Below are 25,941 nucleotides of genomic sequence, written 5' to 3'. Positions count from 1 at the left end.
CGACAGGAGCCCTGATGCCGCACTTCCAGAACGACCTCCAGGTCCACTTCCAGGACGCCCCGAAGAGGTTCATCGCCGACTTCTACACCTCCTTCACCGAGGAGATCCTGCACAGCGGGGACGACCCGGGTGCGATCGTCGACCGCTTCCACGAGCCCGGCTTCGTCCAGGTCGCCGACGGCAACGTCATCGACCGGGAGAAGCTGACGGCCCATCTGCGGCCGGTGCGCAAGAACGTGCTCGCCAGCCGGATGGAGGTGCACGACGCCCTGGTGGACGGCGATCTGCTCGCCGCGCGGTACACCCTGCACGTGACCGGCCGGAAGGGCGACACCGTGAGCGACGTGCACTTCTTCGGGCGCTTCGCGCCGGACGGGCGGATGCGCGAGGCGCACGTCCTCAGTCGAACGCGCCGCGTCGACGCAGCGGACCCGGCAGACGCAGCGACGGTCGACGGGGGCTGACCTCGCCCGGGCCGCGGGGCAGCGCGGCGCGGGCCGGCAGGGCGGTGGAGACCAGGCCCAGGAGCACGGCGCCGGCCACGAAGGAGCCGTACACCAGGGGCGGGACGTGCGGGGACTCGCCGGTCAGGCCCTTGACCATGGGTATCAGCGTGGCCAGGGCGATGGCGGTGCCCAGCGCGAGCCCGATGCCGGTGACGAGCAGGGCCTCCCAGCGGATCATCTGCAGCACCTGGCGGCGGGTGGAGCCGATCAGATGCAGCATCCGCAGCTCACGGCGGCGGTCCAGCACGGTCATCACCAGGGTGTTCGCGGCGGCGACCGCGGCGAAGCCACCGAGCACGGCGGCCATGGTCTTGTTCGCCCAGGCGTTCAGCTCTCGATCGACGTCCTGCGCGGTCGCGTAGCCGGCGCGGTCCTGAACGGTGCCGAGGGCCGCGAGGGGGGCGGCCGCGGTCGACTCGGCCCGCACCAGAAGTTCGGTGGGGTACGCGGCGGGGGCGTGCGCCCGCAGGGTGGCGGCGGGCAGCGTCACTTGGGAGAGGCCGAGCCCCCGTTCGTAGACGGCGACGATCCGGGCGGTCGCCGGGGTGCCGTCGGGGAGGCGGTACTTCAGGTCGTCGCCGAGGTCGCGCCGCGCCGAGTCGGCCAGCGCCGCGTCCACGGCGACGGTGCCCGGGGCGAGGGCGGCGAGCGAGCCCTCCCGTACGCCGAGGTCCTGCACCCGGGCCAGGTCGGCGGGGCGGCCGTCGACGCCCTGCGCGGTCGCGGTGGACAGGTACAGCCCACCGGAGTGGAGCGGGACCATCACGGAGGTGCGCAGCAGGGACACGGCTGCGGAGACTCCGGGGACGGCGGCGGCGCGGTCGGTGGCGTCCACGGGGAGCACTCCCCCGTCGGCGCCGGTGACGACGAGGTCGGCCAGGACGCCGGCGCGCTGTTGGTCCTCCGTGGCCCGGTCGGTGCTGGTGTGCAGGAAGACCAGCACGGACGAGAAGGCCATCGCCAGCGCGATGGGGGTGATGGCGGACGCCATCCGCCGTGCGTTGGCGAGGGCGTTGGCGGCGGCCAAGGACGCGGCGGCACCGGCAGCGCGCAGCGGAAGGCCGAGCAGCGCGGTGCACCCCTTGGCGAGGTAGGGGCCCAGGAAGGCGACGGCGAGCAGGAAGAGCATCACGACGCCGAGCGCGGCGTTCGCCGCGTCCTCGCCGGACTCGCCGGCGGCCACGGAGGAGAAGGCCACGCCGCCGGCGAGCGCGCCGAGGCCCAGCGGCGTACGGATCCAGCCGAAGCCCAGGCGCTCCACTGACGCGTCGGTCAGCGCCTGTCCGGGGGCGATCTTCGAGGGGCGACGGGCGGCTGCGTAGCCGGCGATCAGGGCGGTGAGGACGACGGTGCCGGCGGCGATGGCGAGCGGCAGGGCGGAGATCGTCAGCTCCATGCCGTCGGGGACCGCGCCGCGGTCGCCGAGTTGGCCGAACCACCAGGAGGCGAGGGCGATCCCGGGCAGGCAGCCCAGGGCGCCGGCGAGCGGGGCGACCAGCATCGCCTCGGTGGCGATGCTGCGCCGGATCTGCCGCGGGGTGGCGCCGATCGCCCGGAGCAGGGCGAACTCGCGGCGGCGCAGGCCGACGGAGAGGGTGACGGTGGCGGAGGCGGTGAAGACCGCGACCATGGTGGCGATGCCGCCGAAGGAGCCGCCGATGCCTTCGAGCAAGCCGCGGGCCTCGGCGACCGAGGCGTCTTCGGCGGTGCGCCGGGCGTCGCCGGTGAGGACGCGGGGCGCGCCGTCCGCCGTGCCGTACACCTCCTTGAGCTGCTTCTTGAGCTGCTTCTTGAGTTGGGCGGCGGAGGTGCCGGGGGCGGGCTCGACGGCGATCGCGTCGACCTGCTCCGGGTGCCCGGAGAGGGCGACGGCGGTGGGGTCGGCGAGCCAGGCGCCGGGGGTGTCGGTGCGTCCGGAGACGGTGAGGGCGCGCGGCCCCGCGGGAGTTTCGAGGGTGATCCTCTCGCCGGGGCGCGGCTTTGCGTCCGGGCCGCCGATGACCACGCCGTCGGCGCCGGGCGCCCGGCCGGCGGTCAGTTCGACCCCGGTGAACCGGGCCGCGCCGAAGCCCTGGGCGGTGAGCGTCGTGTCGTCGATGCGCACGGGGTAGGTGACGTCGCCGACGGCGGAGGCGACGCCGGGCGCGGCGGCGGTGCGCTCGACGAGGGAGCGGTCGAGGCGGGCGGTGCCGGGGACCTGGGAGGTGGCGTCGTACTGCTCGTCTCCGCTGCCGACGGTGATCCGGGCGAGCGGGTCGGGCGCGACGACGACGGGCGCGCCCGCGTACCGCTGCGCGGGCAGGGAGACCCGTAGGCCGGTCTCCAGCATGATGCCGCAGGCGGAGACGATGGCCGCGGTGAGCAGCAGGGCGACGAAGGTGCCGGCGAAGGCGGAGGGGCGGAAGCGGACGGCGGCGCGGGCGAGGCCGTTGGGCAGGAACATCAGGCTGCCGCCGTCACGTGGCCGGAGTGCGGGGCACCCGTGCGGGCGGTGAGCGCCGTCATGTGGGCCGCGATCGTCGCGGAGTCGGCGCCGGCGAGGCTGGTGCTGATCGCGCCGTCGGCGAGGAAGAGGACCTGGTCCGCGTGGACCGCGGCGGCGGGGTCGTGGGTGACCATGACGACGGTGGCGCCGAGGTCGTCCACGGCGGAGCGCAGCAGGGCGAGCACTTCGCCCGCGGTGGTGGTGTCGAGGGCGCCGGTGGGCTCGTCGGCGAAGATCACGTCGGGTCGGGTGACCAGGGCGCGGGCGAGGGCGACGCGCTGCTGCTGGCCGCCGGAGAGCTCGGTGGGGCGGCGGCGCGCCTTGTCGGCGAGGCCGACGCGGGCCAGGACGTCCGCGGCGCGGGCGCGGTCCGGGCGGCGCCCGGCGAGCCGTAGCGGCAGCAGCACGTTCTGCTCGACGGTGAGGGACGGCAGCAGGTTGAACGCCTGGAAGACGAAGCCGAGCCGGGTGCGCCGCAGCACGGTCAGCTTCTGCTCCTTCAGCCCGGTGATCTCGGTGCCGGCGAGGCGCACGGAGCCCTCGGACGGGCGGTCGAGTCCGGCCGCGCACTGGAGGAAGGTGGACTTGCCGGAGCCGGAGGGGCCCATCACTGCGGTGAAGGTGCCGTGCGGCAGGGTCAGGTCGATGCCGCGCAGGGCGTGCACCGTGCTCGCGCCGCGTCCGTACCGGCGTCGTACGCCGCGGAGTTCCACCGCTGCGACGTCCTTCATCTTCTCCGCCACCCCATTCACGTCCGTGCAGGTCAACAACGTCGACGCTACGGATCGCCGGGGCCCTGCGGCCATGGCGGCTGCTGGCGGATCGGGGGTGGGGAGAACCCCACCCCCGGCCGGGGGTCATCGGCCACATACTTGCGGATGTCAACCATTTGGTAAACTAATTACTGACGGTTCCTTGACGCCCTTTTGACTCAGCACACCCTTTTGACTCGTCCCCAGTCGTCCGCAGTCCTCCTTGGGACGCCGCCCGGTCGACCCAACAGCCGAAGGATTGAGCCATCGGACACGCAGACACCCTCATAGCAATGGGCGGCGCCTTCCTGGCGGCCGCCTTTCTCGCCAGGGTCGGCGGACGCATAGGTCTACCCACGATCCCGCTCTTCATCCTCGCCGGCATCCTGCTGGGGCCGCACACCCCCGGCATCGTGCTGGTATCGGACCCGCACGAGCTGGAGATGCTCTCCGCCCTCGGCCTGGTCCTGCTCCTGTTCTACCTGGGTCTCGAATTCCACCTCGACGACCTCAAAGCCGGTGGCCGCCGCATGGCGATCGCCGGCGGCGTCTACCTGCTGCTGAACGTCGGCGCCGGGCTCGGCTTCGGCTTCGCGCTCGGCTGGGGCACCTCCGAGGCGCTGGTGCTCGCCGGTGTGCTCGGCATCTCCTCGTCCGCGATCGTGACGAAGGTCCTCGTCGACCTCAATCGGATCGGCAACGCCGAGACCAAGCCGATCCTCGGCATCATCGTCGTCGAGGACATCTTCCTCGCCCTCTACCTGGCCGCCCTCCAGCCCATCCTCTCCGGCGCGGACAACCTCGCAGCCGCGGTGATGGACGCGGGCAAGGCGTTCGGCTTCCTGCTGGCGCTGGCGCTGGTCGCCCGGTTCGGCACCAAGGTCATCGGCCGGCTGATCAACACCCGGGACGACGAACTCCTCGTCATCTCCTTCCTCGGCGCGGCCGTCTTCCTCGCCGGCGTCTCCGAGTGGTTCGGCGTCGCCGACGCCATCGGCGCGTTCATGGTCGGTCTGATGCTCGGCAGCACCGCGTCCGGCGACCGGATCCGCAAGCTGGTCCACCCCCTGCGGGACGCCTTCGGCGCGATCTTCTTCTTCGCCTTCGGGCTCTCCATCGACCCGGGCGACCTGCCGAGCGTCCTGTGGCCCGTGCTCGCCGCCGTCGCCGTGACCCTGGCGATGAACGTACTGGCCGGCCTCGCCGCCGCGCGCCTGTACGACTTCGGCTCGGAGCCCGCCGCGAACATCTCCACCACCCTGCTGGCGCGCGGCGAGTTCGCGCTGATCCTGGCCACGATGGCCGCGTCGGCCGGACTCGACGACCGGCTCTCCCCCTTCATCGCCGGGTACGTGCTGATCCTCGCGGTCCTCGGACCGCTGGCCGCCGGGCGCTCGCACCTGCTCGCCCGGATCCTGCCGGAGAAGCAGAAGGTGGGCGCCGCCGGCTGAGCCGGCTTCCCCAACAGCGCTTCGGGGCGCGGCAGTTCCGACCACGGAACCGCCGCGCCCCGTCGTCGTACCGCGCTGCCGCCCACACCACCGTGCGCCCTGGCCATCCGGGTGAGGGCCGCGGTTGCGGGCGTACGGGCGTGGACAGCCTCCCCACTACACCGGTAGAACCCGGTGCTTCCACCCCAAACCAGGAGGTTCCTCCATGCGCCCGATCGCCCTGCTCGCCGCCGCCGCCGCGCTAACCGCCGGTCTCGCCGCCACGCCGTCCGCCGCCACGCCTTCGGTGCCCTCGGCCAACGAGCGCGCCGCGGCGGCCGTCACCCACTTCTCCGGGTCGAACTGCCCATCCCGCAGCCTCTGTCTCTACCGGGACTACAACTTCACCGGCGGGGGCGTCGCCATCAAGGCCGGTGACTACGTCGGCTTCCTCGGCGACTACGGCTTCAACGACCAGATGTCGTCGTGGTCCAACGACACCGGCGTGACCTGTTGGTGGTGGACACACGCCTACCGGGGCGGTGACTCCCACATCATGTACAACGGCTACCGGGTCAACGTGCTCGCGAGCGAGAACGACACCGCGTCGTCCGTGCAGTGCTGACGCGGCGCGACGGACAGCGGTCGCACTGAGGCAGTACGCAGCAGGAGGGGGCCGGCCGCCACAGGGCGCCGGTCCCTGTCGGCGCTGCGAGACTGGGCGGATGACGATCAGACTCGCCTACGAGCACGACCTGTCCGGCCTCCTCGACCTCGCGGCCGAGGTCGAGCACTGGTTCGGCCCGATGGTCGATGAGCCCGGGTTCCACGGGGCGCTCGCGGAGCACGTCCGCCGCGGGACGGCGCTGGTGGCCGAAGACCCCGGCTCCGAGGGGACGTTGCTCGGCGGCCTGCTCTTCGACCACTCCCACGCCCCGCTCCACCACGTCGACTGGCTCGTGGTCGCCCAGCGCTCCCGCGGCCGGGGCATCGGACGGGCGCTGATGGCCGAAGCCGTCGACCGCTACGTCACCGGCCCGGGCACCATAGAGGTGGTCACCTTCGGGCCGGACCACCCCGGCGCCGTCACCAGCGGGGCGCGGACCTTCTACGAAGGGCTCGGCTTCGCCCCCGGCGAGCCCACCGAGCCCGGCCCGGAGGGCGGCTCCCGCCAGATGTACCGGCGTACGGTCCCGGCGCCCGCGCTCCCGCGTCCCTGATGCGTCACTCGCCCTTGAGCTGCCGCAGCGTCCACCCCGTGCCGTCCGCGTCCAGCGGCTTCGTCGACTGCTTGAAGAGGCGCTCGGCCCGCTCGTAACTCAGCCGGGCCCGGCCCGAATCCGGGCACACGTCGGCGGCCGACGCACGGCGCCGGGCAGGACCCGGGCGGCGGTCGGTCAGGAAGAGGGGACCGCCGCGGCGGCCCGCGAGCAGCTCCGGCAGCAGTCGGGCGGCCCCCGCGCGCCAGCCGATCCAGCGCTCCCCCACCCGGGCCCTGCGGTCCGCCAGGGCGGCCGCGTCCAGGTCCGGCACGTTCAGCGCGAGCACGGCCGTGACCGGTGCGCCCGACTCGTACAGCAGCCGCCACAGGGTGCGTTCGCGCAGCGGTACGTCGTCGCGGGCGAAGAGGGCGTCGAGCTCCGCCGGGGCGAGCGGGCGGGTGGGCGTCGGCGACCCGGCGCGCCGCTCGGGGCCCGCGGCCACCGCCGCGTCGAGCCCGGCCCAGGTGGCGAAGGAGCGGTACGCCGAGCGGTGGCGGTTCCAGGTGGCGGGCGCGGCCTGCGACCACGCCGTGGTGAACACCCGGTCGACGCCCTCCGGGGTGAGCGCCGCCAGCGGGAACGCGTCCCCCAGCGAGCGGCGCAGCCGCCCCAGCGTCTGGCCGTACGAGCGGACGCTCGCGGCGTCGAGGCCGTCGCGGGCCAGGAATTCGGCCGCGGCGGCGCCGAGGACAGGCCCGGCCGTGCGCGGCTCGGGCCGTCCGGTGTGGGCGGCCGCGAGGGCGGCGGCGTCCGCGCGGCGGCGCAGGAACGCGCGCTCGGCCGCGTTCGCCGTCAGCCCGGCGGCCCGTTCGAAGTCCAGCCGGGCCCGGTCGTAGCGTCCGAGGCGGACGAGCAGGTCGCCGCGGACGCCGGGCAGCAGGTGGTAGTCGCGCAGGGCGGGGTCGGCTTCGAGGTCGGCCACGAGGGCGAGGCCGGCCTCCGGGCCGATGGCGTGCCCGACGGCGACGGCCCGGTTGAGCCGTACGACCGGGGTGGGCAACAGCCGCTCCAGTGCCTCGTACAGCCCCGAAATGCCGGCCCAGTCGGTGTCGGCGGCGGTGGGCGCCTGGGCGTGGGTGATCGCGATGGCGGCCTGGAGGACGTACGGGCCGGGCGGTGCACCGCCGCCGGCTTGGGCGGCGTCGCGGGCGAGCAGCATGGCGGCGATGCCGCGGCGGATCAGCAGCCGGTCCCAGCGTCCGCGGTTCTGCTCGTGGAGCGGGACGGGTTCGCCGGCGGGGCCGGTGCGGGCGGCCGAGCGGGACTCCTGGACCTCCATCAGGGCGACCAGGCCGTGGACTTCGGGTTCGGCGGGGGCCAAGCGGGCGAGCAGCCGGCCGAGTCGGAGGGCTTCGAGGGTGAGGCCGGGGCGCATCAGGTCGTCGCCCGCGGTGGCCGCGTACCCCTCGTTGAAGATCAGGTAGACCACCTCCAGGACGGCCGACAGCCGGTCGGCGAGCGCCGAGGCGTCGGGCAGTTCGAAGGGGACGCGCTCGCTGGCGAGGGTGCGTTTGGCGTCGGCGATGCGGCGGGCGATCGTCGTCTCGGTGGTGAGGAAGGCGCGGGCGATCTCGGCGGCCGTCAGCCCGCCGAGCAGGCGGAGGGTGAGGGCGACGCGGGCGCCCGTGGGCAGGACGGGGTGGCAGGAGACGAACATCAGGCGCAGTACGTCGTCCTGGGCGGCGCCTTCGGGATCGGCCGGGGCGCGGTCGGGTCCGTCGTACGCGTCGTACGCGTCATACGTGTCGTGTGCGTCGAAGGCGCCGTCACCGGCGGTGTGTTGCCGGGCCTCTTCGCGGGCCTCGTGCACCAGCAGGTCCGCGGTGCGCTCCCGGGTCCGCGCGCGCCGGATCTCGTCGACCGCGCGCCGCTTGGCGACGGCCGTCAGCCAGGCGCCCGGATTCTCCGGGACGCCCGACTGCGGCCACTGCTCCAGCGCGGAGACGAGGGCGTCCTGTGCCAACTCCTCGGCCAGGCCGACGTCGCGGACCAGTCGCGTGAGTCCGGCGACGATCCGGGCGGACTCCTGCTTCCAGACGGCGTCGACGGTGCGGCGGACGTCGAGCACGGTGCGTGTCCTCGTGGGCTCGGGGGATGATTGGGGTGCGCCCGTGCCCTGCGGCCGGGTGCGCTGGCGGCTTCCCGCCGTGGGGTGTTGCGCTTGTGTGCCGCCCGCGCCCCGTCCGTGGCTTGTGCGCGCAGTTCCTCCCCCGTGCCTTGCGGGCACGGGGGCGCTCCCCGCGCCCCTGGACGTGTCCGCCATAGCACTGCGGGCGCGTCGGTCTCCACCGGCCGGTGGTGGTTGTTCGCGCAGTTCCCCGCGCCCCTGAAACCCCCTGCCCAGCCCACAGACAAATGACGGGGGCAGCAAAACAGGGGCACGAGGGCGGAACTGCGCGCACAAGCCCCACCGGGCCGCGGAGACCGACGCGCCCGCGGGGGAACGGCGGACATGTCCAGGGGCGCTGGGGGTCCCCCGTGCTCGCAGGGCACGGGGGCGGAACTGCGCGGGCAACCCACCACCGGGCCGCACAGACCCAGCACCCCGCAGGGGGACGGCGGTGGAAGGGTCAGCCGGTGAAGACCTGTTGGATGATGCTCTCGCCGTCGCCGGCGATGCGGCGGAAGCGGCGGGCCAGTTCGACCGCCTCCTCCTTGGTGCGGGCCTCGACCAGGGCGAAGCCGACGACCGCTTCCTTGGCCTCGGTGAAGGGGCCGTCGGTGACGGTGATCTCGCCGCGGACGGAGCTGATGAGGGTGCCACCGGGCGCGAGGCCCCCCGTGGCCAGCAGCGCACCGGACGCGGTCAGTTCCTCGATGAAGGCGGACATCTCCGCGAACATCTTCTCGTCGGCGGCGGGGGTGGTGTCCGTGGCCTTCGTCATCATCATGTAGCGCATCGAGGACTCGCTCTCTCCTGTGGTGCTCGGCGACCCGTTCGCCTCGCTCTGCTCGGACGTCGAAAATCCTATGTGACGGGGAACGGCGGTCATTCCCTGTCACATGTGTCGGACGACGTACCGGCAGAACCACCACAGCCGAACGCGACCGAAGGGCACCATCCGCCATGGCCACCGCTCACGTCACCACCGCCGCCACCGCCGTCCCCGCCGCGCACTCCGGCTCCGGCACCCGGGCCTTGCTCGCCGCCGGGGCCGTCGGCGCCCCGCTGTGGGCGGTGGTGTCCCTGGCCCAGGCGGCCACCCGCGACGGATACGACCTCACCCGCCACCCGCTGAGCATGCTCAGCAACGGCTCCCTCGGCTCGCTCCAGATCGCCAACTTCGTCGTCGCCGGCGTGCTGACGGTGCTCGGCGCGGTCGGGTTGCGCCGGGCGATGCGCGGCCGGGCGGGCGGCACTTGGGTCCCCCGGCTGATGTGGGTCAACGGCGTCTGCACGGTGCTCGCCGGAGTCTTCGTCATGGACCCGGGGGACGGCTTCGCCGGCACGCCCGCCGGTCCGCCGGAGTCCCTGTCGGGCGCCGGCTACGGCCACCTGGCGGCCGGTTCGCTCTCCTTCGTCGCCCTGATCGCCGCGAACTTCGTCCTCGCCCGGCACTTCTCCCGCGCCGGCGAGCGCGGCCTCGCGGTCGCCTCCCGCGTCGCCGCCACGGCCCTGCTGCTCGGCAACGGCTGGGCGATGAGCGGCAGTGCGGGCGGTTCGCTCACCCTGGCGATCGGCGCGATCCCCGCGATGGTGTGGGTGTCGGCGGTCGCCGCGCTGTACCGCCGTCGTACGGCCTGAGCGGCGCGGGAGCCGTCAGGCGCCGCGGCAGAGCAGCAGCAGCGCGCGGTCGTCGTTGACGTCCTTGGCCACCGCCTCGATCAAGTGCCAGGCCGCGCCCTCGAAGCCGGAGTGCACGTACCGGTCGGCCTCGCCCGTCAGCCGGTCCATGCCCTCGCTCAGGTCCCGGTCCGACGCCTCCACCAGGCCGTCCGTGAAGAGCATCAGCACGTCGCCGGGGCGCAGCGCTCCCTTCACCGGGTCGAACTGCGCCCCTTCGTACACCCCGAGGAGCGGCCCTTCGGCGCCCTTCTCCTCCCACAGGCCGCTGCCGGCGTTCAGTTGGAGCGCGGGCAGGTGCCCGGCGGAGAAGAGTTCGTAGTCCCCCGAGTCCAGGTCGAGGACGAGGTGGATGGAGGTGGCGAAGCCCTCGTCCCAGTCCTGGCGGAGCAAGTAGCCGTTGGCGGCGGGCAGGAAGCCGTGCGGCGGCAGCGAGCCGAGGAGCCCGCCGAAGGCGCCGGAGAGCAGCAGCGCCCGGGACGCCGCGTCCATGCCCTTGCCGGAGACGTCGGTGAGGACGACCTCCAGCGTCCGGCCGCCGTTGGTGCGCGCCGCGACGACGAAGTCGCCGGAGAAGGACTGGCCGCCGGCCGGGCGCAGCGCCATCTCCCGGTGCCAGCCCTTGGGCAGCCGGGGCAGGGCGCTCTGCACCCGGATGCGTTCGCGCAGGTCGAAGAGCATGGTGCCGCCGCGCCGCCAGGGCACCCCGACCCGGGCCCGGAACTGCGCGATCAGCAGCCCGAAGAAGCCGCAGGAGGCGACCACGAGGACGGTGCCCGGGGTGACCCGGGCGGGGCCGTCCGCGTACGGGCCGAGGGTGAAGGTCTCCACGATCAGCCCGGCCGCACAGGCCGCGTACAGCCCCAGCAGGCTCGCCGGCCGCAGCAGCAACGCGCCGGCCACGATGGGCAGGACGAGGGCGGCGGGCGAGATCCACTCGGAGTTCCAGGTCGTGCCCCAGGTCAGCAGGGGGACGGTGAGGAAGAGCGCGGCGAGGGCGAAGGTGTCGGAGCCGTCGCCGCGGAAGTAGTCGACCATGGACCTGCGCAGCGCGATGCGGACCCGGTGCGCGGTCTTGCGCATCCGGGCCCTCGTCGAATCTGCTGCGCTGCCGTGGGCCATTGACGTGTGACCCTATCGATCCATCGATGTTTCGTGCAGGGGGACCCCTCAGACAATGCATTCGAAATCGGATCGCACTGTCGACATATCGTCCGGTCATCATGGCATATGACCGGACCTCCGCCGGGGTGCGTGTGACCGGGGGAAACGCGTGGTCCGTCTGCGACTGCTGAGGCACGGGACGGGCACAGGGCGGATGCGCGGGGTCGGGCGCCCCCTCGCGGCCCGCCGGAGAACCCCCGAGGACGTCAGGGGCCCCTGGTGCGTCAGTCGGCGCGCGCCGCGCGGGGCTGGCAGCGCGGGCACCAGAACAGGTTGCGGGCCGCGAGGTCCGCCGTGCGGACTTCGGCGTCGCAGACGTGGCAGGGGAGGTTCGCCCGCCGGTACACGTACACCTCGCCGCCGTGGTCGTCGACCCGCGGCGGGCGTCCCATCGCCTCCGGCGTGTGCTCCGGGCGCACGGTGTCGATGCGGTTGTTGCGCACGCCCTCGCGCATCAGCTCCACCAGATCGGTCCAGACGGCGTCCCACTGCGCGCGCGTGAGGTCCCGGCCGGGGAGGTACGGGTCGATGCCGTGCCGGAACAGCACCTCCGCGCGGTACACGTTGCCGACGCCCGCGATCACCTTCTGGTCCAGCAGCAGCGCGGCGACCGTGGTGCGCGAGCGGCTGATCCGCGCCCAGGCGCGGCCCGGGTCGTCGGCCTCCCGCAGCGGGTCGGGCCCCAGCCGGTCGTGTATCGCGGCCTTCTCGGCGTCCGTGATCAGCGCGCAGGTCGTCGGGCCGCGCAGGTCCATGTACGTGCCCGCGGAGGCGAGCCGCAGCCGGACGGTGTCGGTGGGCGGCGGGGCGGGGGTGGCGCCGAAGCCCACCTTGCCGAAGAGCCCGAGGTGGACGTGGATCCAGCCGAGCGGCCCGAACCCGAGGAACAGGTGCTTGCCGTGCGCCTCCGCCTCCTCCAGCTCCCGGCCGTCCAACAGGGCCGCGGAGTCCGCGAACTTGCCCTGCGGGCTGCGGACGGCGACGGTGCGGCCGACGAAGCGCGCGTGGTGGTCGGCGGCGAGCCGGTGGATCGTATGCCCTTCGGGCACGGGGAACTCCTGGGGTGTGCCGCGCCCCCGCTCCCGGCGCGGACGGCGGACGGGAGGCGGGGGCGGGGCGGGGGCGCTGGTGACGTGCGTGGGGACGGTGCGGGCGGACGTCAGGGCTGGGGGTGGCCCTCGGGGATCGGCGGCAGTTCGCCCGTCGACTCGTAGCGGCTCAGCATCTCGATGCGGCGGGTGTGCCGCTCCTCGCCGGAGTACGGGGTGTCGAGGAAGATCTCCACGAAGCGGGTGGCCTCCTCCAGGGAGTGCATCCGGCCGCCGACGGCGATCACGTTCGCGTCGTTGTGCTCCCGGCCCAGCGCCGCGGTCTGCTCGCTCCACGCCAGCGCGGCCCGTACGCCCTTGACCTTGTTCGCGGCGATCTGCTCGCCGTTGCCGGAGCCGCCGATGACGACGCCGAGGGAGTCGGCGTCGGCCGCGGTTCGCTCGGCGGCGCGCAGGCAGAAGGGCGGGTAGTCGTCGAGGGCGTCGTAGATGTGGGGACCGCAGTCGACGGGCTCGTGGCCGTTGGCCTTCAGCCACTCGACGAGGTGGTTCTTGAGTTCGTATCCGGCATGGTCGGAACCGAGGTACACGCGCATGGACGGAAGTGTGGCACGGGTGCGCGGGGGCGGTGGCGTCGGGCGGCGCCGGAAGCCCTTCGGGATACTTGACGCTCCTTGTCAGGTATCCCGGGGAAGCTGCGGCACATGGAGCACATCAACGACGTTCAGCAACTCGCCCGGGTCGTCCTCACCCCCGATGCCCCCGGCTACGAGGAGGAGGTGTCCGGCTTCCAGACCGGTTTCCACCAGCGCCCGGAGGTGGTGGTCGGCGCGGCGGACGCCGACGAGGTGCGGCGGGCGGTGGCGTACGCGGCCGGCCGCGGCCTGTCCGTGTCCGTGCAGGCCACCGGTCACGGGCTGCCGGGCGCTTCGGAGGGCGGGCTGCTGATCACCACGCGCCGCATGGACGAAGTGCGCGTCGACCCAGCGGCGCGGACCGCCCGCGTCGGCGCGGGGGTGCGCTGGGCCTGGGTCGTCGCGGCGACGGCCCCGCACGGACTGGCGCCGCTCAGCGGTTCGTCGCCGGGCGTCGGCGCGGTCTCGTACGTCCTCGGCGGCGGGATCGGGCTGCTGGGCCGACGCTTCGGATACGCCTCGGACCACGTGCGCGCGCTGGAGGTGGTGACGGCGGACGGCGCCCTGCGGCGGCTCACCCCGCACGGCCCCGACCGCGACCTGTGGGCGGCGCTGCTCGGCGGGGGCAACGTGGTGCGGCTGGGCGTCGTCACCGCGATGGAGATCGACCTCTTCCCCGTCGCCACGCTGTACGGGGGGTACCTGCGGTACGGCGAGGAGTCCGTGGCGGCGGCGGTGCGGGCGTACCTGGAGTGGACCCGCGGCGTGCCCGACGAGATGACCTCCGGGCTCGCGGTGCTGGTCTACCCCGACGCGCCCGGCCTCCCCGAGCACCTGCGGGGCCGGTACGTCGCGACGGTCTCGGTGGCGTACGCGGGCGACGCCGCCACGGGGGCGCGGCTGGTCGCCCCGCTGCGGGCGGCCGCGCCGGTACTGGAGGACACCTTGCGGGAGTTGCCGTACGCGGAGAACGCGACGGTCTACGCGGAGCCGGACCAGCCCCACGCGTACTACGGCGACAACGCGATGGTGCGGGACCTGGACGCGGACTCGGCGCTGCGGGTGCTGAAGGCGACGGGGCCGGGGCAGCCGGTGTGGTCGGTGATCCAGCTCAGCCACCTGGGCGGCGCGCTGGCCCGCGGGGGCACGGAGGGCGGTGGCGGCCTGGACTCGGTCCCGCACCGCTCGGCGGCGTACGCGGTCCGGATGCTGTCCGCCCTCACCCCGGACGTGGACGTCCCCCGCGTCCGGGCTCTCCACCGCGAGGTCTTCGCCCTCCTGGGCGAGCAGGTGCTGGGTCGGGCGGCCAACTTCTCCTTCGGCGGCGGCGACGAGGTCTCGGGCCTGCACGACCCGGATCTGACGGCGCGGCTCTCCCGCGCGAAGCGCCACTACGACGCGCACGGCGTCTTCTGACCTGCGCGGCGGGTTCGCGCCGCGGGCTCGCTCCGCGGGTGTGCGCCGCGGATTGTGCGGGTCGTGCGCCGTCCGCGGCCCGGTGGTGGGCTTGTCGCGCAGTTCCTCCCCCTGTGCCCTGCGGGCGTGAGGTCCCGCCTCCGGCGGGCGGCCTGGCCCATGCAGCAAGTCCCCAACGCCCGCAGGGCGTGGGGACACAGGGGCGCTGGGGGTGCCCCGTGCCCGTAGGGCACAGGGGGAGGAACTGCGCGTACAGCCCCCGGTGGTGGGCAAGCGCAGCGCCCCTCGGCGGGAAGCCGGCAGGTCGGTGCTTCAGCGCGAAGGGCTAGTGCCGTGACCGGCAATGTTTGCCCGTGAGGAGTGTCGTCCGGTGCGTGCGATCGCAAGGCGGCCGGAAGCTCTGGTAGCGGTGGGGGTACCTCCCGTGCCCGCAGGGCACAGGGGGCCTACCAGGGGTTTCGGCCAACGCGGCGAGGGTGCGTGCCGGACGGGACGACAGGGCAAAGCTTGCCGGGAGGGGCACTAGTCGCGGGAGAGGAGCTTCCACGCAGTGGGGAGCGCACCCATGGCCAGGGCGGCCTTGAGGGCGTCGCCGATGAGGAAGGGGGTCAGACCCGCGGCCACTGCTTGGGACATGGACATGCCGGTGGACAGCGCGAGGTACGGGACGCCGATGCCGTAGATGATCGCCGAGCCCACCACCATCGCCCCGGCCGTCTGCAGGACGGAGCGGTCCGCGCCCCGTCGCGCCAGCGCGCCCACGACCGTCGCCGCGAGGAGCATGCCGAGGATGTAGCCGAACGACGGCATGCCCCAGCCCGCCTCGCCCTCGGCGAACCACGGCATGCCGGCCATGCCCGCCACCGCGTACAGCGCGAGCGAGAGGAAGCCGCGGCGGGCACCGAGCGCCGTGCCGACGAGGAGCGCGGCGAAGGTCTGGCCGGAGACCGGAACGGGCGAGCCGGGCACCGGCACCGCGATCTGCGCGGCGAGACCGGTGAGCGCCGCGCCGCCGGCGACGAGCAGGACGTCGCGGGTGCGGGAGGCGGGCAGCAGGTCCGCGAGGACCGCGCCGGGGCGTGTGGTGACGGTGGCAGTGCTCATCGGGTCTCCGCGGGGACGAAGGAGAAGGGACACGGGTCAGCAATAAAACAAGGGAACAGACGCGACCGTAGCCCACGCTCTTTCACCGGAACACCATCAAGCGTCGACAAAGGCAGCCGAAGGCCGTTGATGGGGAATCAACAAACGACCACCCCCAATCCCACTGCACCCCATCGTGCACGTGACCCTCATCACGTGCACGGCACGGTTCCCGGGGTCGTTCAATGGGGAGGCGGGCCAACGGCCGGTCTGTAGGGTCCCACCAACGGGAACCGGCGACCCGGGCCGCCGCCGACTCGTAGGCGCGTGTACACCATGTGTGAGCCTCGTGACCGTATAGCGGACAACCGTTCCCACTGAGCGGATGGTGCACTCACACTGGGCGCCTTCCCGACCGCTAGTGATAGAGGGCGCCCATGTCCCGAACCTCCGCGTCCGCCGAACCGGCGAAGCCCGCCGGCCCGGACGGCCCCGTCGAGCGCCGCCCGGACGACGTCACCCTCTCCCACGGGCTCAAGCAGCGACATCTGTCGATGATCGCCCTCGGCGGGGTGATCGGCGCCGGGCTGTTCGTCGGGTCCGGTGCGGGCATCGCCGCCGCCGGGCCGTCCATCGTCGTGGCGTACGCCCTCTCCGGGCTGCTCGTCATGCTGGTGATGCGGATGCTCGGGGAGATGTCCGCGGCGAACCCGGCGTCCGGCTCGTTCTCCGTGCACGCCGAGCGCGCGATCGGACCCTGGGCCGGCTTCACCAGCGGATGGGCGTTCTGGACCCTGCTCTGCGTCGCCGTCGGCATCGAGGGCATCGGCGCCGCGAAGATCATGAGCGGCTGGATGCCGGGTACGCCGGAGTGGGCCTGGGTCGCCCTCTTCATGCTGGCGTTCTGCGCCACGAACCTTGCCGCGGTGCGCAATTTCGGCGAGTTCGAGTTCTGGTTCGCCGCGTTGAAGGTCGCCGCGATCGTGTTGTTCCTGGTGATCGGCGGGCTCGCGATCTTCGGGCTGCTGCCCGACGCCGACGCGCCCGGCACCGCCAACCTCACCGGCGAGGGCGGCTTCATGCCGAACGGCGCCGACGGGTTGATCATCGGCCTGCTCGCCTCGGTCTTCGCGTACGGCGGTCTGGAGACCGTCACCATCGCCGCCGCCGAGTCGGAGAACCCGGTGCGCGGCGTCGCGAAGGCGGTGCGCACCGCGATGTGGCGGATCGCGATCTTCTACATCGGCTCCATGGCGGTGATCGTCACACTGGTGCCGTGGGACGACCCCGCGGTCGCCGAGAAGGGCCCGTACGTCGCCACCCTGGACCACATCGGCATCCCGGCCGCCGGCGAGATCATGAACGTGGTCGTGCTGATCGCGCTGCTCTCCGCGATGAACGCGAACATCTACGGCGCCTCCCGGATGGCGTGCTCGCTGGTCGCCCGCGACCAGGGCCCGACCTTCATGGGCAAGACGCACAACGGCGTGCCGCGCACCGCCGTGCTCGCCTCCTCCGTCTTCGGCTTCGGCTGCGTCCTGCTCAGCTACTGGCGGCCGGACGACGTCTTCATGTGGCTGCTCAACATGGTCGGCGCGATCATCCTCGTCGTCTGGATCTTCATCGCGGTCTCGCAGCTGGTGCTGCGCCGCCGCACCGAGCGCGAGGACCCGTCCCGGCTGGTGGTGCGGATGTGGCTGTACCCCTGGCTGACCTGGGTGGCACTGGCCGGCATGGTGGCGGTGTTCGTGCTGATGGCCCGGGACGAGGGCACCCGCACCCAGCTCTACTACACGGGCGGCCTCACCCTGGCGCTCGCCGCGATGGGGTACGCCCGGCAGACCTGGGCGAGAAAGTCACGCGCACGGGATTGACGCCCCCCGCCCGCGGTCGCAAGCTGCTGTGCCATCTACGGAGGTCGGGCGGCCGGGTAGTCGGGTCAGGGACGGCGGGCCCCTCGCCCCCACACACGGAGGCGAGCGAATGAGAATTCTGGCTGCCGGTGACCACTTCGTGCGCAACTCCCTGATCGCCGAGGCCCTGCGGCACGACGTCACGGACGCGCCCCTGGACCTCACCGAACTGACGCTGCCCTGGCCGCTGGAGCCGTTCGGGCGGGTCGCGGAGGTGGAGGAGGCGAGCGACAGCGAGGACGCGCTGATCGCGGCGCTCGACGGGGTGGAGGTCTGCGTCACCCAGATGGCGCCCTTCACCGAACGCGTCCTGGACGCCGCGCCCGCGCTGAAGATGATCGCGGTCTGCCGCAGTTGGCCGGTCAACATCAACGTGGCCGCGGCGCGGCGGCGGGGCGTCCGGGTGTGCTGTGCGCCCGGCCGCAACGCGGCGGCGACCGCGGAGTTCACCCTCGGGGTGATGCTCGCCGCGCTGCGCCGCATCCCGGACGCGCACAACTCCCTGATCGGCAGGGGCCACTGGGACGGCTCGTACTACACCTACGAACACAGCGGCACCGAACTGGAGGACACGCCCGTCGGGGTCCTCGGGTACGGGGCGGTCGGCAGCCGGGTCGCCCGGGTGCTGGGCGCGTTCGGCGCGCAGGTCGAGGTGTACGACCCGTACGTCCGCGGCGACGTGCACGGAGTGCGGGCGCCCACCCTGGAGGCGATGCTCCGGCGCTCCCGGGTGCTCACCCTGCACGCCCGGCTGACCGCGGAGACCCGCGGCATGATCGGGCCGCACGAGCTGTCGCTGCTGCCGCGCGGCGCGGTGCTGGTGAACACCGCCCGCGGCGGGCTCGTCGACACCGACGCCCTGTGCGACGCGCTGGACAGCGGCCACCTCGCGGCGGCGGCGCTGGACACCTTCGAGGAGGAGCCGCCGCGGCCGGGCTGTCGGCTGTTCTCCACCCCGAACCTGGTGCTGACCCCGCACGTGGGCGGCGCGAGCCGGGCGGTGGCGCAGAAGGCGGCGGCGTTCGTCGCGGCCGAGGTCGCCCGGTACGCCCGCGGCGAGCACTTGTCCCACGCCCTGGTGTGATCCGCGCCCCGGGCTGACCGACGCCCCGGTGTGACCCGCGTCCGGTGCCGCGTGATGGTGCATCACCTGCATGGCGGCACCGGCCCGGGGGCACATCGGGGACATGGCTGACACGGGTGGGATGACACGACGGAGCGCCGTGGCCCTCGCCGCCGGGGCGGCGGTCGCCGGCACCACGAGCGCCACGGCAGCAGCAACAGCAACGACGACGGCAGGGCCGGCAACGACGCACGACGGCCGCGGGCCGCTGGTCATCGGGCACCGCGGCGCCGCCGGCTGGCGCCCCGAGCACACGCGGGCGTCGTACGAACTCGCCGTGCAGACGGGCGCGGACTGGATCGAGCCCGATCTGGTGATGAGCCGCGACGGCGTCCTCGTCGTCCGGCACGAGAACGAGATCTCCGGCACCACGGACGTCGCCGGCCGCCCCGAGTTCGCCGCCCGGCGCACCACCAAGACGGTGGACGGACGCCTGGTGACGGGCTGGTTCACGGAGGACTTCGCCCTCGCCGAGCTGCGCACCCTGCGCGCCGTCGAGCGGCTGCCGCTGGTGCGCGACCGGAACACCGTCTTCGACGGCTTGCAACGGATCATGACGTTCCAGGAGGTGGTGGACCTGGCGCGGGCCCTGTCGCGCACGCACCGGCGGCGGATCGTCGTCTTCCCCGAGACCAAGCACCCCGCCTACTTCCGCTCGATCGGCCTGCCCCTGGAGCCCGAGTTGGTCCGGGTCCTGCGGCGCGGCGCGCTCGGCGCCGGCGGGTGCGTGGTGCAGTCCTTCGAACCGTCGAGCCTGCGGCGGGTGGCCGCGGCCGGGCTGCGGGTGCCGCTGTGGCAGGCGCTGGGGACCGTCGGCGGTCCGTACGGCCACGACGAGACGTACGCACAGATGCGCACCCCCGAGGGGCTGCGGCGGATCGCCTCGTACGCGCAGTGGATCGGGCCCGACAAGTCCTCGCTCGTCGCGCCGTCGCCGCTGCTCGCCGACGCGCACGCGGCGGGGCTGCGGGTGGGCGCGTACACCTTCCGGGCGGAGAACCAGTACCTGCCGGCGGAGCTGCGCCGCGGGACGGATCCGCACTCCTTCGGCGCAGCCCTCACGGAGTACGCACGGCACTACGCCATGGGGGTGGACGCGGTGGTGACGGACTTTCCGGACCTGGCGGCGGCCGCCCGTCGGACCTGGGTCGAGGGCCGGGCCCAGGGCCGGGCCCAGGGCCGGGCCTAGGCCGTGTCCGGGGCTTCGCACCGACCCCGGTCCTAGGACCAACGCACGATCCCGTCGGGCCGTTGGGGCGAGATAACTGCTGCTAACGTGCAGATGCATAAGATGTGCAATAAGCAGCAGCCCGGAGGGACCCCGGACATGGCCGTCTACAAGCTTCCTGAACTTCCCTACGACTACGCCGAGCTCGAACCGGTCATCAGCCCGGAGATCATCGAGCTGCACCACGACAAGCACCACGCGGCCTACGTCAAGGGCGCCAACGACACCCTGGAGCAGCTCGCCGAGGCCCGCGACAAGGAGTCGTGGGGCTCCATCAACGGGCTGGAGAAGAACCTCGCGTTCCACCTCTCCGGGCACATCCTGCACAGCATCTACTGGCACAACATGACCGGCGACGGCGGCGGCGAGCCGTTGGACAAGGACGGCGTGGGCGAGCTGGCGGACGCGATCGCCGAGTCCTTCGGCTCGTTCGCCGGCTTCAAGGCCCAGCTGACGAAGGCGTCCGCGACCACGCAGGGCTCCGGCTGGGGCGTCCTCGCCTACGAGCCGGTCAGCGGCCGGCTGATCGTCGAGCAGATCTACGACCACCAGGGCAACGTCGGCCAGGGCTCGGTGCCGATCCTCGTCTTCGACGCCTGGGAGCACGCCTTCTACCTCCAGTACAAGAACCAGAAGGTGGACTTCATCGAGGCCATGTGGAAGGTCGTGAACTGGCAGGACGTGGCCAAGCGCTACGCCGAGGCCAAGGGCCGCACCCCGCTGATCGCCCCCTGACGCCGACGGCGCCGGCCCGGCTGGAACCGGCCCGGCGCCCGCGGTCGTCCTGCTCGTGATCGTCTTCTCACCTTTCACGTGCGGGCGGATAGAAGAAGGACCCCTGCGAGGACGTGACTCGCGGGGGTCCTTCCGTTGGTGCCGGCGCGCCTCGGGGATCAGAGGTTGGAGAAGTCCGGTTCCGCCGTGCGGGTGCGCTTGATCTCGTAGAAGCCGGGGGTGGCGGCCACCAGCAGCGTGCCGTCCCACAGCCGGGCCGCGGCCTCGCCCTGCGGTGCGGGGGTGACGACCGGACCGAAGAAGGCGATCTGCTCGCCGTCGGCGCCGGGCACCGCGATGACGGGGGTGCCGACCTCCTGGCCGACCTTCTCGATGCCCTCCCGGTGGGAGGCGCGCAGCTCGGCGTCGTAGGTGTCCCGGTCGGCGTACTCGATGAGCTCGGCCGGCAGGTCGACGTCGGCGAGGGCGGCGGCGACGGCCTCCCGGGTGCCGCCGGCGCCCTCGTTGTGGAAGCGGGTGCCGAGCGCGGTGTAGAGCGGGCCGACGACCGCGTCGCCGTGCAGCTCTCGGGCGGCGGTGACGACGCGGACGGGCGCGATCGCGTCCTTCAGCGCCTCCCGGTACTCCTCGGGGAGCTCGTCCATCCGGTCCTCGTTCAGCACGGCGAGGCTCATCACGTGCCAGCGGACCTCGACGTCGCGCACCTTCTCCACCTCCAGCATCCAGCGGGAGGTCATCCAGGCCCAGGGGCACAGCGGGTCGAACCAGAAGTCCACCGGGGTTCTGGCGTTCTCGGACATGTCTCTCCTCAGGGACGTGAAAGTCTGTTCCCATCAACCACGGCCGTCACCGACCGATTCCCCGGTCGGGCCCCGGGCGGGGCGCTAGGGCCTGTCTGATGGATCGGGCTGGGTCAGTGGGGGTCCCCCCACGCCCTCCGGGCGTAGGGGGAGGGGTCTGGTGCCGTGGATCTCAAGGCGGAGGAGGGAGTCGACGCGGAGGGGGTACCTCCCGTGCCCGCAGGGCACAGGGGGCCGTCGGCGAGTGACGACAACGCGGAGTGGGGGGCACCTCCCGGGCCGCAGGCCCAGGGGGAATGGTGCCAGGGCACGCGAGCCCAGCAAGATCCGTCAGACAGGCCCTGGGGCCCGTGGCAGGATCGGTGCCGTTCACATGAGACACGAAGGAGTACCCGTGCCGGGTGAGAATCTGTCCCGCGACGAAGCCCGCGAGCGGGCCGAGCTGCTGTCCGTCGACGGCTACGAGGTGGCCCTCGACGTCCGTTCCGCGATCGACGCCCCCGGCGCGGCCGGCGGCGACGGCGAGAAGGGCGCGCCGCGGACCTTCCGGTCCGTGACCACGATCCGGTTCCGCGCCGCCCGGCCGGGAGCCGCCACCTTCGTCGACCTGATCGCGCCGCGGGTGACCGCGGTGAGCCTGAACGGGGTGGCGCTCGACCCGGCGGAGGTCTTCGACGGCGCGCGCATCGCGCTCGCGGACCTGGCCGCGGAGAACGTGCTGGTGGTGGACGCCCAGTGCGCGTACAGCCGGACCGGCGAGGGGCTGCACCGCTTCGTCGACCCCGAGGACGGCGAGGTGTACCTGTACACCCAGTACGAGCCGGCGGACGCCCGCCGCGTCTTCGCCAACTTCGAGCAGCCCGACCTGAAGGCGCCGTTCCGCTTCGAGGTGACCGCGCCCGAGGGGTGGACGGCGTGGAGCAACGGCGCCGGGGAACAGGGCGCGGACGGGGTGTGGCGGTTCGCCGAGACGAAGCCGATCTCGACGTACATCACGGCGGTCGTCGCCGGCCCGTACCACTACGAGACCGACCTCTACACCCGTACGTTCGACGACGGCACGGTGCTGGAGATCCCGCTGGGCGCGATGTGCCGCAAGGGCCTGGCCCGGCACTTCGACGCGGACGACGTCTTCCTCGTCACCAAGCAGGGCCTGGACTTCTTCCACGACCGCTTCGACTTCCCCTACCCCTTCGGGAAGTACGACCAGGCGTTCGTGCCGGAGTACAACATCGGCGCGATGGAGAACCCCGGGTGCGTCACCTTCCGGGAGGAGTTCATCTTCCGGGGCAAGGTGACGCAGGCCGCTTACGAGCGGCGGGCCAACGTCATCCTGCACGAGATGGCGCACATGTGGTTCGGCGACCTGGTCACCATGGTGTGGTGGGACGACCTGTGGCTGAAGGAGTCGTTCGCCGACTTCATGGGGTCGTACGCGATGGTCGGCGCCACCCGCTTCACCAACGGCTGGACCACCTTCGCCAACAACCGCAAGGCGTGGGCCTACCGGGCCGATCAGCTCCCCTCCACGCACCCGGTCACGGCCGACATCCGCGACCTAGAGGACGCCAAGCTCAACTTCGACGGCATCACCTACGCCAAGGGCGCCAGCGTGCTGAAGCAGCTCGTGGCGTACGTCGGTGAGGACGCGTTCCTGGAGGGCTCGCGGCGCTACTTCCAGCGGCACGCCTACGGCAACACCCGCCTCGACGACCTGCTGTCGGCGCTCGCCGAGACCTCCGGGCGGGACCTGGCCGCGTGGTCGCGGTCCTGGCTCCAGACCTCCGGGGTGAACTCGCTCGCCCCGGACGTCACCTACGACTCCGGCGACCGGATCACCGAACTCGCCGTCGTCCAGGACGGGGAGGCGCTCCGGCCGCACCGCGTCGCGGTGGGGCTGTACCGGCGCGAGGGCACGGAGTTGGTGCGGTACGCGTCGGCGGAGGTCGACGTCGACGGCGCGCGGACCGCGGTGCCGGAGCTGGCGGGCGCGGAGCGGCCGGCGTTCGTGCTCGTCAACGACGAGGACCTGACGTACTGCAAGATCCGCTTCGACGAGGGTTCGCTGACCACGCTCCGCGCCCACCTGGGCGACGTCACCGACCCGCTGGCGCGGGCGCTGTGCTGGTCGGCGCTGTGGAACCTGACCCGGGACGCGCTGATGCCGGCGCGCGACTTCGTCGACCTGGTGCTGCGGTTCGCCGGGCGGGAGTCCGACATCGGGGTGCTCCAGATGCTGCACGCCTGGGCGCGCACCGCGCTGGTGCACTACGCGGCGCCGGCGTGGCGCGCGCAGGGCGGGCGGCTGCTGGCCGAGGGCGCGCTGCGGGAGCTGCGGCAGGCCGAGCCGGGGAGCGAGCACCAGCTCGCCTGGGCGCGGTTCTTCGGCTCCGTCGCCGAGTCCGCGGCGGACCTCCAGCTCCTGAAGGGGCTGCTGGACGGCACCGCGAAGATCGACGGCCTGGACGTCGACCAGGAGCTGCGCTGGACGTTCCTCGAACCGCTGGCGTCGCACGGCGTCGCGGACGAGGCGGTCCTCGCGGCGGAGTTGGCGCGGGACGACACCGCGTCCGGCACCCGCCACCACGTGCGCTGTCTGGCGGCCCGGCCGTCCGCGGCGGTGAAGGACCAGGCGTGGGCGCAGGTCGTGGAGTCGGACGAGCTGTCCAACGCGCTGGTGGAGGCGACGATCTCGGGCTTCGTCCAGTCGGGGCAGCGGGAGCTGCTCGCGCCGTACGCGCCGAAGTACTTCGAGGCGATCGAGCGGGTGTGGCGGGAGCGGACCATCCAGATCGGGATGGACGTGGTGTCGGGGCTGTTCCCCTCGCTCCAGGGCGAGGCGGCGCGGCGGGCGTCGCAGGAGTGGTTGGCGGCGCGGGAGGACGCGGCGCCGGCGCTTCGCCGTCTGGTGCTTGAGGCGGACGACGACTTGTCTCGGGCGCTCGCGGCGCAGCGCTGCGACGGGGCTGCCGCGCTTTCCGAAGGCGCGTGACCCCTGGGCGCCCCGGCGTGAGCCGGGGCGCCTCTTCTCCTGCGAGGCCCCGTTGGGGGGGCCAGCCCCCGCGGAGATGCGTGCCACGCCCTAGCCGTACGGCGTGCGGCCGACGACTGGCCCCCGGCCCAACGGCGAACAGTCCCGCCCAGTCGGCGGCGCCGACGGCCACTCGCCGTAGGGCTACGGGCCGTTCATCGCCCACAGACCGTGGATGGTTGTTCACGCAGTTCCCCGCGCCCCTGTTTTGCTTCCCCCGTCATTTGCCTGCGGGCTAGAGGACGGGTTTTAGGGGCGCTGGGGGTACCACCATGCCCTCTGGGCGTAGGTGGCGGAACTGCGCGACAAGCCCACCACCGGGCCGCAGACGCCATCACTGCACACTCATCACGGCGCTACCGCGCCCGCCAAGCCAACGGCATTGCCCCAGAGGGCCCGGGGGCCCCAGCGCCCCTAGGTTGCCCACCCCGGGGCCCACCGCAGGGTGGAGGGGCATCGATGCGTGCTGGGGCGCCCGGCTCGGCTGGGTCTCGCAGGGAGGTTGCGGGATGCCCACAGGGGTGTAACAGCGGTTAGCGCGGGGGCTGCGCGCGGGAATGGGGACCGCATGGAACACGACGCCGCTCCGTCCCCGTCCCGCTTCCACGCCCGCCAACGCGTGGTGTCCGCCGCCGAGTTGCGCGCGCGTCGCACGCGTGGGGAGCGGCAGGTGTTACTGCCGGGGGTGTATCTGTTGCGCGCGGGCGCGGTCACGAGCGAGGAGCGGCTGTGCGGCGCGCTCGTGTACGCGTCGCGACCCGGCGCGGACGGCGCGGACGGGCAGGCCGTGCTCACCGGGCTCGCCGCGCTCGCGCTGCGCGACTTCGCCGGCGCCCCGCCCCTGCACGCCGTGGAGCAGGTCGACGTGTTGGTGCCGCGCACCCGCCGGCTGCGGTCGACGGGGTACGCGCGGATCGTCCGGGCGCAGGTGCTCCCCGAGCCGGAGTGGCTGCTCGGGCTGCCCGTGGCCCCGGTGCTGCGCGCGGTCGTGGACGCGGTCGCGCAGACCGCGGCGCGGGACGCCGTGGAGGCCCTGCTCGCGGAGGCCGTCGGCGGCGGGCACTGCGAGCCGGCCGCCCTGGTCGGGGAGTTGCGGCGGGCGCGGCTGCTGCACCGCCAGCCGGTCGCCGACGCGGTCGAGACGCTGCTCGCGCAGGGCCGGGTGCTCGCCGAGGAGCGGTTGTACGCGCTGGTGCACGCGTACGGGCTGCCCGACCCGTTGTGGAACGTGGAGCTGCGGCTGCCGCACGGCCCGAGCCTGGGCGCCGTGGACGCGTACTGGCCGGACCAGGCCGTCGCCGTGGAGCTGGACACCAGGGCGTCGCACCAGCAGGGGCACCCGGAGGGTTCGCGCCGGCGGGAGCGGCTGGCGGAGCTCGGGATCACGGTCGTCCACCTCACCCCGCACAAGCTGCGCGACCGCCCTGACCAGCAGGCCGTCGTGGTGCGCACCGCGCTGATGGCGGCGGTGGACCGCCATCCGGACGATCGGCTCGTCGTCCTGCCGCGGTGACGGTAACTCCTGTTTGCACACCCCTTGTTCCC

21 protein-coding genes are annotated in these 25,941 nt (G+C 73.2%); 12 read left to right on the top strand and 9 right to left on the bottom strand.

Annotation, left to right across the window (positions count from 1 at the left end; all coding sequences use genetic code 11):
• The first annotated feature begins 14 nt into the window (after positions 1-14).
• A complete protein-coding gene (locus ACH4E8_RS10420) occupies positions 15-464 on the top strand; it encodes a nuclear transport factor 2 family protein (protein ID WP_398446401.1) in 450 nt (149 codons plus the stop codon).
• Here the strand turns inward: ACH4E8_RS10420 and ACH4E8_RS10415 are convergent.
• The gene (locus ACH4E8_RS10415; protein ID WP_398446399.1) at positions 400-2,949 is read right to left on the bottom strand and encodes an FtsX-like permease family protein; all 2,550 of its coding nucleotides are present in this window, start codon (positions 2,947-2,949) and stop codon (positions 400-402) included. The genes ACH4E8_RS10420 and ACH4E8_RS10415 overlap by 65 nt on opposite strands.
• Positions 2,949-3,722: an ABC transporter ATP-binding protein gene (locus ACH4E8_RS10410; protein WP_398446397.1), complete on the bottom strand. Its 774-nt coding sequence runs from the start codon at positions 3,720-3,722 to the stop codon at positions 2,949-2,951. Before ACH4E8_RS10410 ends, ACH4E8_RS10415 begins: the two co-directional genes overlap by 1 nt.
• A 314-nt stretch (positions 3,723-4,036) precedes the next feature.
• Between ACH4E8_RS10410 and ACH4E8_RS10405 the strand changes: the two genes are divergently transcribed.
• The 3 genes from ACH4E8_RS10405 to ACH4E8_RS10395 all read left to right on the top strand — a co-directional run bounded on the left by ACH4E8_RS10405 (position 4,037) and on the right by ACH4E8_RS10395 (position 6,393).
• The gene (locus tag ACH4E8_RS10405) at positions 4,037-5,194 is read left to right on the top strand and encodes a cation:proton antiporter (protein WP_398446395.1); all 1,158 of its coding nucleotides are present in this window, start codon (positions 4,037-4,039) and stop codon (positions 5,192-5,194) included.
• A 205-nt stretch (positions 5,195-5,399) separates the two neighbouring features.
• Entirely contained in the window at positions 5,400-5,798 is a 399-nt protein-coding gene (locus tag ACH4E8_RS10400) for a peptidase inhibitor family I36 protein (protein WP_398446394.1), read from the top strand.
• A gap of 100 nt (positions 5,799-5,898) precedes the next feature.
• Complete coding sequence (locus tag ACH4E8_RS10395; RefSeq protein ID WP_398446392.1) at positions 5,899-6,393, top strand: GNAT family N-acetyltransferase; 495 nt, start codon at positions 5,899-5,901, stop codon at positions 6,391-6,393.
• Positions 6,394-6,397: 4 nt separating this feature from the next.
• Here ACH4E8_RS10395 and ACH4E8_RS10390 read toward each other — a convergent pair whose 3' ends face one another.
• Both ACH4E8_RS10390 and ACH4E8_RS10385 read right to left on the bottom strand, forming a co-directional pair.
• Complete coding sequence (locus ACH4E8_RS10390) at positions 6,398-8,503, bottom strand: sigma-70 family RNA polymerase sigma factor (protein ID WP_398446390.1); 2,106 nt, start codon at positions 8,501-8,503, stop codon at positions 6,398-6,400.
• A 502-nt stretch (positions 8,504-9,005) separates the two neighbouring features.
• Complete coding sequence (locus tag ACH4E8_RS10385; RefSeq protein WP_398446388.1) at positions 9,006-9,428, bottom strand: YciI family protein; 423 nt, start codon at positions 9,426-9,428, stop codon at positions 9,006-9,008.
• A gap of 74 nt (positions 9,429-9,502) precedes the next feature.
• Here ACH4E8_RS10385 and ACH4E8_RS10380 point away from each other — a divergent pair, with 74 nt between their 5' ends.
• Entirely contained in the window at positions 9,503-10,180 is a 678-nt protein-coding gene (locus ACH4E8_RS10380) for a DUF998 domain-containing protein (protein ID WP_398446387.1), read from the top strand.
• A gap of 15 nt (positions 10,181-10,195) precedes the next feature.
• Here the strand turns inward: ACH4E8_RS10380 and ACH4E8_RS10375 are convergent, their stop codons facing one another.
• The 3 genes from ACH4E8_RS10375 to ACH4E8_RS10365 all read right to left on the bottom strand — a co-directional run bounded on the left by ACH4E8_RS10375 (position 10,196) and on the right by ACH4E8_RS10365 (position 13,028).
• Positions 10,196-11,341, bottom strand: a complete 1,146-nt coding sequence (locus ACH4E8_RS10375; protein ID WP_398446385.1) for a PP2C family protein-serine/threonine phosphatase — start codon at positions 11,339-11,341, stop codon at positions 10,196-10,198.
• A gap of 266 nt (positions 11,342-11,607) precedes the next feature.
• Positions 11,608-12,432, bottom strand: a complete 825-nt coding sequence (locus ACH4E8_RS10370; RefSeq protein ID WP_398446383.1) for an Fpg/Nei family DNA glycosylase — start codon at positions 12,430-12,432, stop codon at positions 11,608-11,610.
• Between the two features lie 110 nt (positions 12,433-12,542).
• Positions 12,543-13,028, bottom strand: a complete 486-nt coding sequence (locus ACH4E8_RS10365) for a ribose-5-phosphate isomerase (RefSeq protein ID WP_361970299.1) — start codon at positions 13,026-13,028, stop codon at positions 12,543-12,545.
• A 108-nt stretch (positions 13,029-13,136) separates the two neighbouring features.
• Between ACH4E8_RS10365 and ACH4E8_RS10360 the strand changes: the two genes are divergently transcribed.
• A complete protein-coding gene (locus tag ACH4E8_RS10360; RefSeq protein WP_398446381.1) occupies positions 13,137-14,483 on the top strand; it encodes an FAD-binding oxidoreductase in 1,347 nt (448 codons plus the stop codon).
• Between the two features lie 522 nt (positions 14,484-15,005).
• Here the strand turns inward: ACH4E8_RS10360 and ACH4E8_RS10355 are convergent.
• Positions 15,006-15,587, bottom strand: coding sequence for a biotin transporter BioY (locus tag ACH4E8_RS10355; protein WP_398446379.1), 582 nt, complete (start codon positions 15,585-15,587; stop codon positions 15,006-15,008).
• A 416-nt stretch (positions 15,588-16,003) separates the two neighbouring features.
• Here ACH4E8_RS10355 and ACH4E8_RS10350 point away from each other — a divergent pair, with 416 nt between their 5' ends.
• The 4 genes from ACH4E8_RS10350 to ACH4E8_RS10335 all read left to right on the top strand — a co-directional run bounded on the left by ACH4E8_RS10350 (position 16,004) and on the right by ACH4E8_RS10335 (position 20,565).
• Positions 16,004-17,440, top strand: a complete 1,437-nt coding sequence (locus tag ACH4E8_RS10350; RefSeq protein ID WP_398446377.1) for an amino acid permease — start codon at positions 16,004-16,006, stop codon at positions 17,438-17,440.
• Positions 17,441-17,549: 109 nt separating this feature from the next.
• Positions 17,550-18,563 (top strand): 2-hydroxyacid dehydrogenase, encoded by a 1,014-nt coding sequence (locus ACH4E8_RS10345; RefSeq protein ID WP_398446375.1) that lies wholly within the window; start codon positions 17,550-17,552, stop codon positions 18,561-18,563.
• Positions 18,564-18,684: 121 nt separating this feature from the next.
• Positions 18,685-19,791 carry a glycerophosphodiester phosphodiesterase family protein gene (locus ACH4E8_RS10340; RefSeq protein WP_398446373.1) on the top strand — a complete coding sequence of 369 codons (1,107 nt, stop codon included), beginning with the start codon at positions 18,685-18,687 and terminating at the stop codon, positions 19,789-19,791.
• Between the two features lie 138 nt (positions 19,792-19,929).
• Positions 19,930-20,565, top strand: a complete 636-nt coding sequence (locus ACH4E8_RS10335) for a superoxide dismutase (protein WP_398446371.1) — start codon at positions 19,930-19,932, stop codon at positions 20,563-20,565.
• Between the two features lie 158 nt (positions 20,566-20,723).
• Here the strand turns inward: ACH4E8_RS10335 and ACH4E8_RS10330 are convergent, their stop codons facing one another.
• The gene (locus ACH4E8_RS10330) at positions 20,724-21,365 is read right to left on the bottom strand and encodes a DsbA family protein (RefSeq protein ID WP_398446369.1); all 642 of its coding nucleotides are present in this window, start codon (positions 21,363-21,365) and stop codon (positions 20,724-20,726) included.
• 394 nt (positions 21,366-21,759) lie between these two features.
• Here ACH4E8_RS10330 and pepN point away from each other — a divergent pair, with 394 nt between their 5' ends.
• The gene (gene pepN, locus ACH4E8_RS10325) at positions 21,760-24,357 is read left to right on the top strand and encodes an aminopeptidase N (protein WP_398446367.1); all 2,598 of its coding nucleotides are present in this window, start codon (positions 21,760-21,762) and stop codon (positions 24,355-24,357) included.
• A gap of 607 nt (positions 24,358-24,964) precedes the next feature.
• The gene (locus tag ACH4E8_RS10320) at positions 24,965-25,909 is read left to right on the top strand and encodes a hypothetical protein (protein WP_398446365.1); all 945 of its coding nucleotides are present in this window, start codon (positions 24,965-24,967) and stop codon (positions 25,907-25,909) included.
• Positions 25,910-25,941 lie beyond the last annotated feature (32 nt).

Source organism: Streptomyces sp. NPDC017979, from assembly GCF_044328175.1.
In the GTDB taxonomy this organism is placed as follows: domain Bacteria; phylum Actinomycetota; class Actinomycetes; order Streptomycetales; family Streptomycetaceae; genus Streptomyces.
The sequence above is the reverse complement of the archived record's forward strand: the minus strand, read 5'-3'. Positions and strand labels throughout refer to the sequence as shown.

Excerpts from the sequence above, each read along its gene's own strand:
- ACH4E8_RS10360 (WP_398446381.1), top strand. The coding sequence starts at position 13,137 with ATGGAGCACATCAACGACGTTCAGCAACTCGCCCGGGTCGTCCTCACC.
- ACH4E8_RS10420 (WP_398446401.1), top strand. The coding sequence starts at position 15 with ATGCCGCACTTCCAGAACGACCTCCAGGTCCACTTCCAGGACGCCCCG.
- ACH4E8_RS10330 (WP_398446369.1), bottom strand. The coding sequence starts at position 21,365 with ATGTCCGAGAACGCCAGAACCCCGGTGGACTTCTGGTTCGACCCGCTG.
- ACH4E8_RS10385 (WP_398446388.1), bottom strand. The coding sequence starts at position 9,428 with ATGACCGCCGTTCCCCGTCACATAGGATTTTCGACGTCCGAGCAGAGC.
- ACH4E8_RS10400 (WP_398446394.1), top strand. The coding sequence starts at position 5,400 with ATGCGCCCGATCGCCCTGCTCGCCGCCGCCGCCGCGCTAACCGCCGGT.
- ACH4E8_RS10380 (WP_398446387.1), top strand. The coding sequence starts at position 9,503 with ATGGCCACCGCTCACGTCACCACCGCCGCCACCGCCGTCCCCGCCGCG.
- ACH4E8_RS10335 (WP_398446371.1), top strand. The coding sequence starts at position 19,930 with ATGGCCGTCTACAAGCTTCCTGAACTTCCCTACGACTACGCCGAGCTC.
- ACH4E8_RS10350 (WP_398446377.1), top strand. The coding sequence starts at position 16,004 with ATGTCCCGAACCTCCGCGTCCGCCGAACCGGCGAAGCCCGCCGGCCCG.
- ACH4E8_RS10340 (WP_398446373.1), top strand. The coding sequence starts at position 18,685 with ATGACACGACGGAGCGCCGTGGCCCTCGCCGCCGGGGCGGCGGTCGCC.
- ACH4E8_RS10410 (WP_398446397.1), bottom strand. The coding sequence starts at position 3,722 with ATGAAGGACGTCGCAGCGGTGGAACTCCGCGGCGTACGACGCCGGTAC.
- ACH4E8_RS10395 (WP_398446392.1), top strand. The coding sequence starts at position 5,899 with ATGACGATCAGACTCGCCTACGAGCACGACCTGTCCGGCCTCCTCGAC.
- ACH4E8_RS10375 (WP_398446385.1), bottom strand. The coding sequence starts at position 11,341 with ATGGCCCACGGCAGCGCAGCAGATTCGACGAGGGCCCGGATGCGCAAG.
- ACH4E8_RS10415 (WP_398446399.1), bottom strand. The coding sequence starts at position 2,949 with ATGTTCCTGCCCAACGGCCTCGCCCGCGCCGCCGTCCGCTTCCGCCCC.
- ACH4E8_RS10365 (WP_361970299.1), bottom strand. The coding sequence starts at position 13,028 with ATGCGCGTGTACCTCGGTTCCGACCATGCCGGATACGAACTCAAGAAC.
- ACH4E8_RS10355 (WP_398446379.1), bottom strand. The coding sequence starts at position 15,587 with ATGAGCACTGCCACCGTCACCACACGCCCCGGCGCGGTCCTCGCGGAC.
- ACH4E8_RS10320 (WP_398446365.1), top strand. The coding sequence starts at position 24,965 with ATGGAACACGACGCCGCTCCGTCCCCGTCCCGCTTCCACGCCCGCCAA.
- ACH4E8_RS10405 (WP_398446395.1), top strand. The coding sequence starts at position 4,037 with ATGGGCGGCGCCTTCCTGGCGGCCGCCTTTCTCGCCAGGGTCGGCGGA.
- ACH4E8_RS10345 (WP_398446375.1), top strand. The coding sequence starts at position 17,550 with ATGAGAATTCTGGCTGCCGGTGACCACTTCGTGCGCAACTCCCTGATC.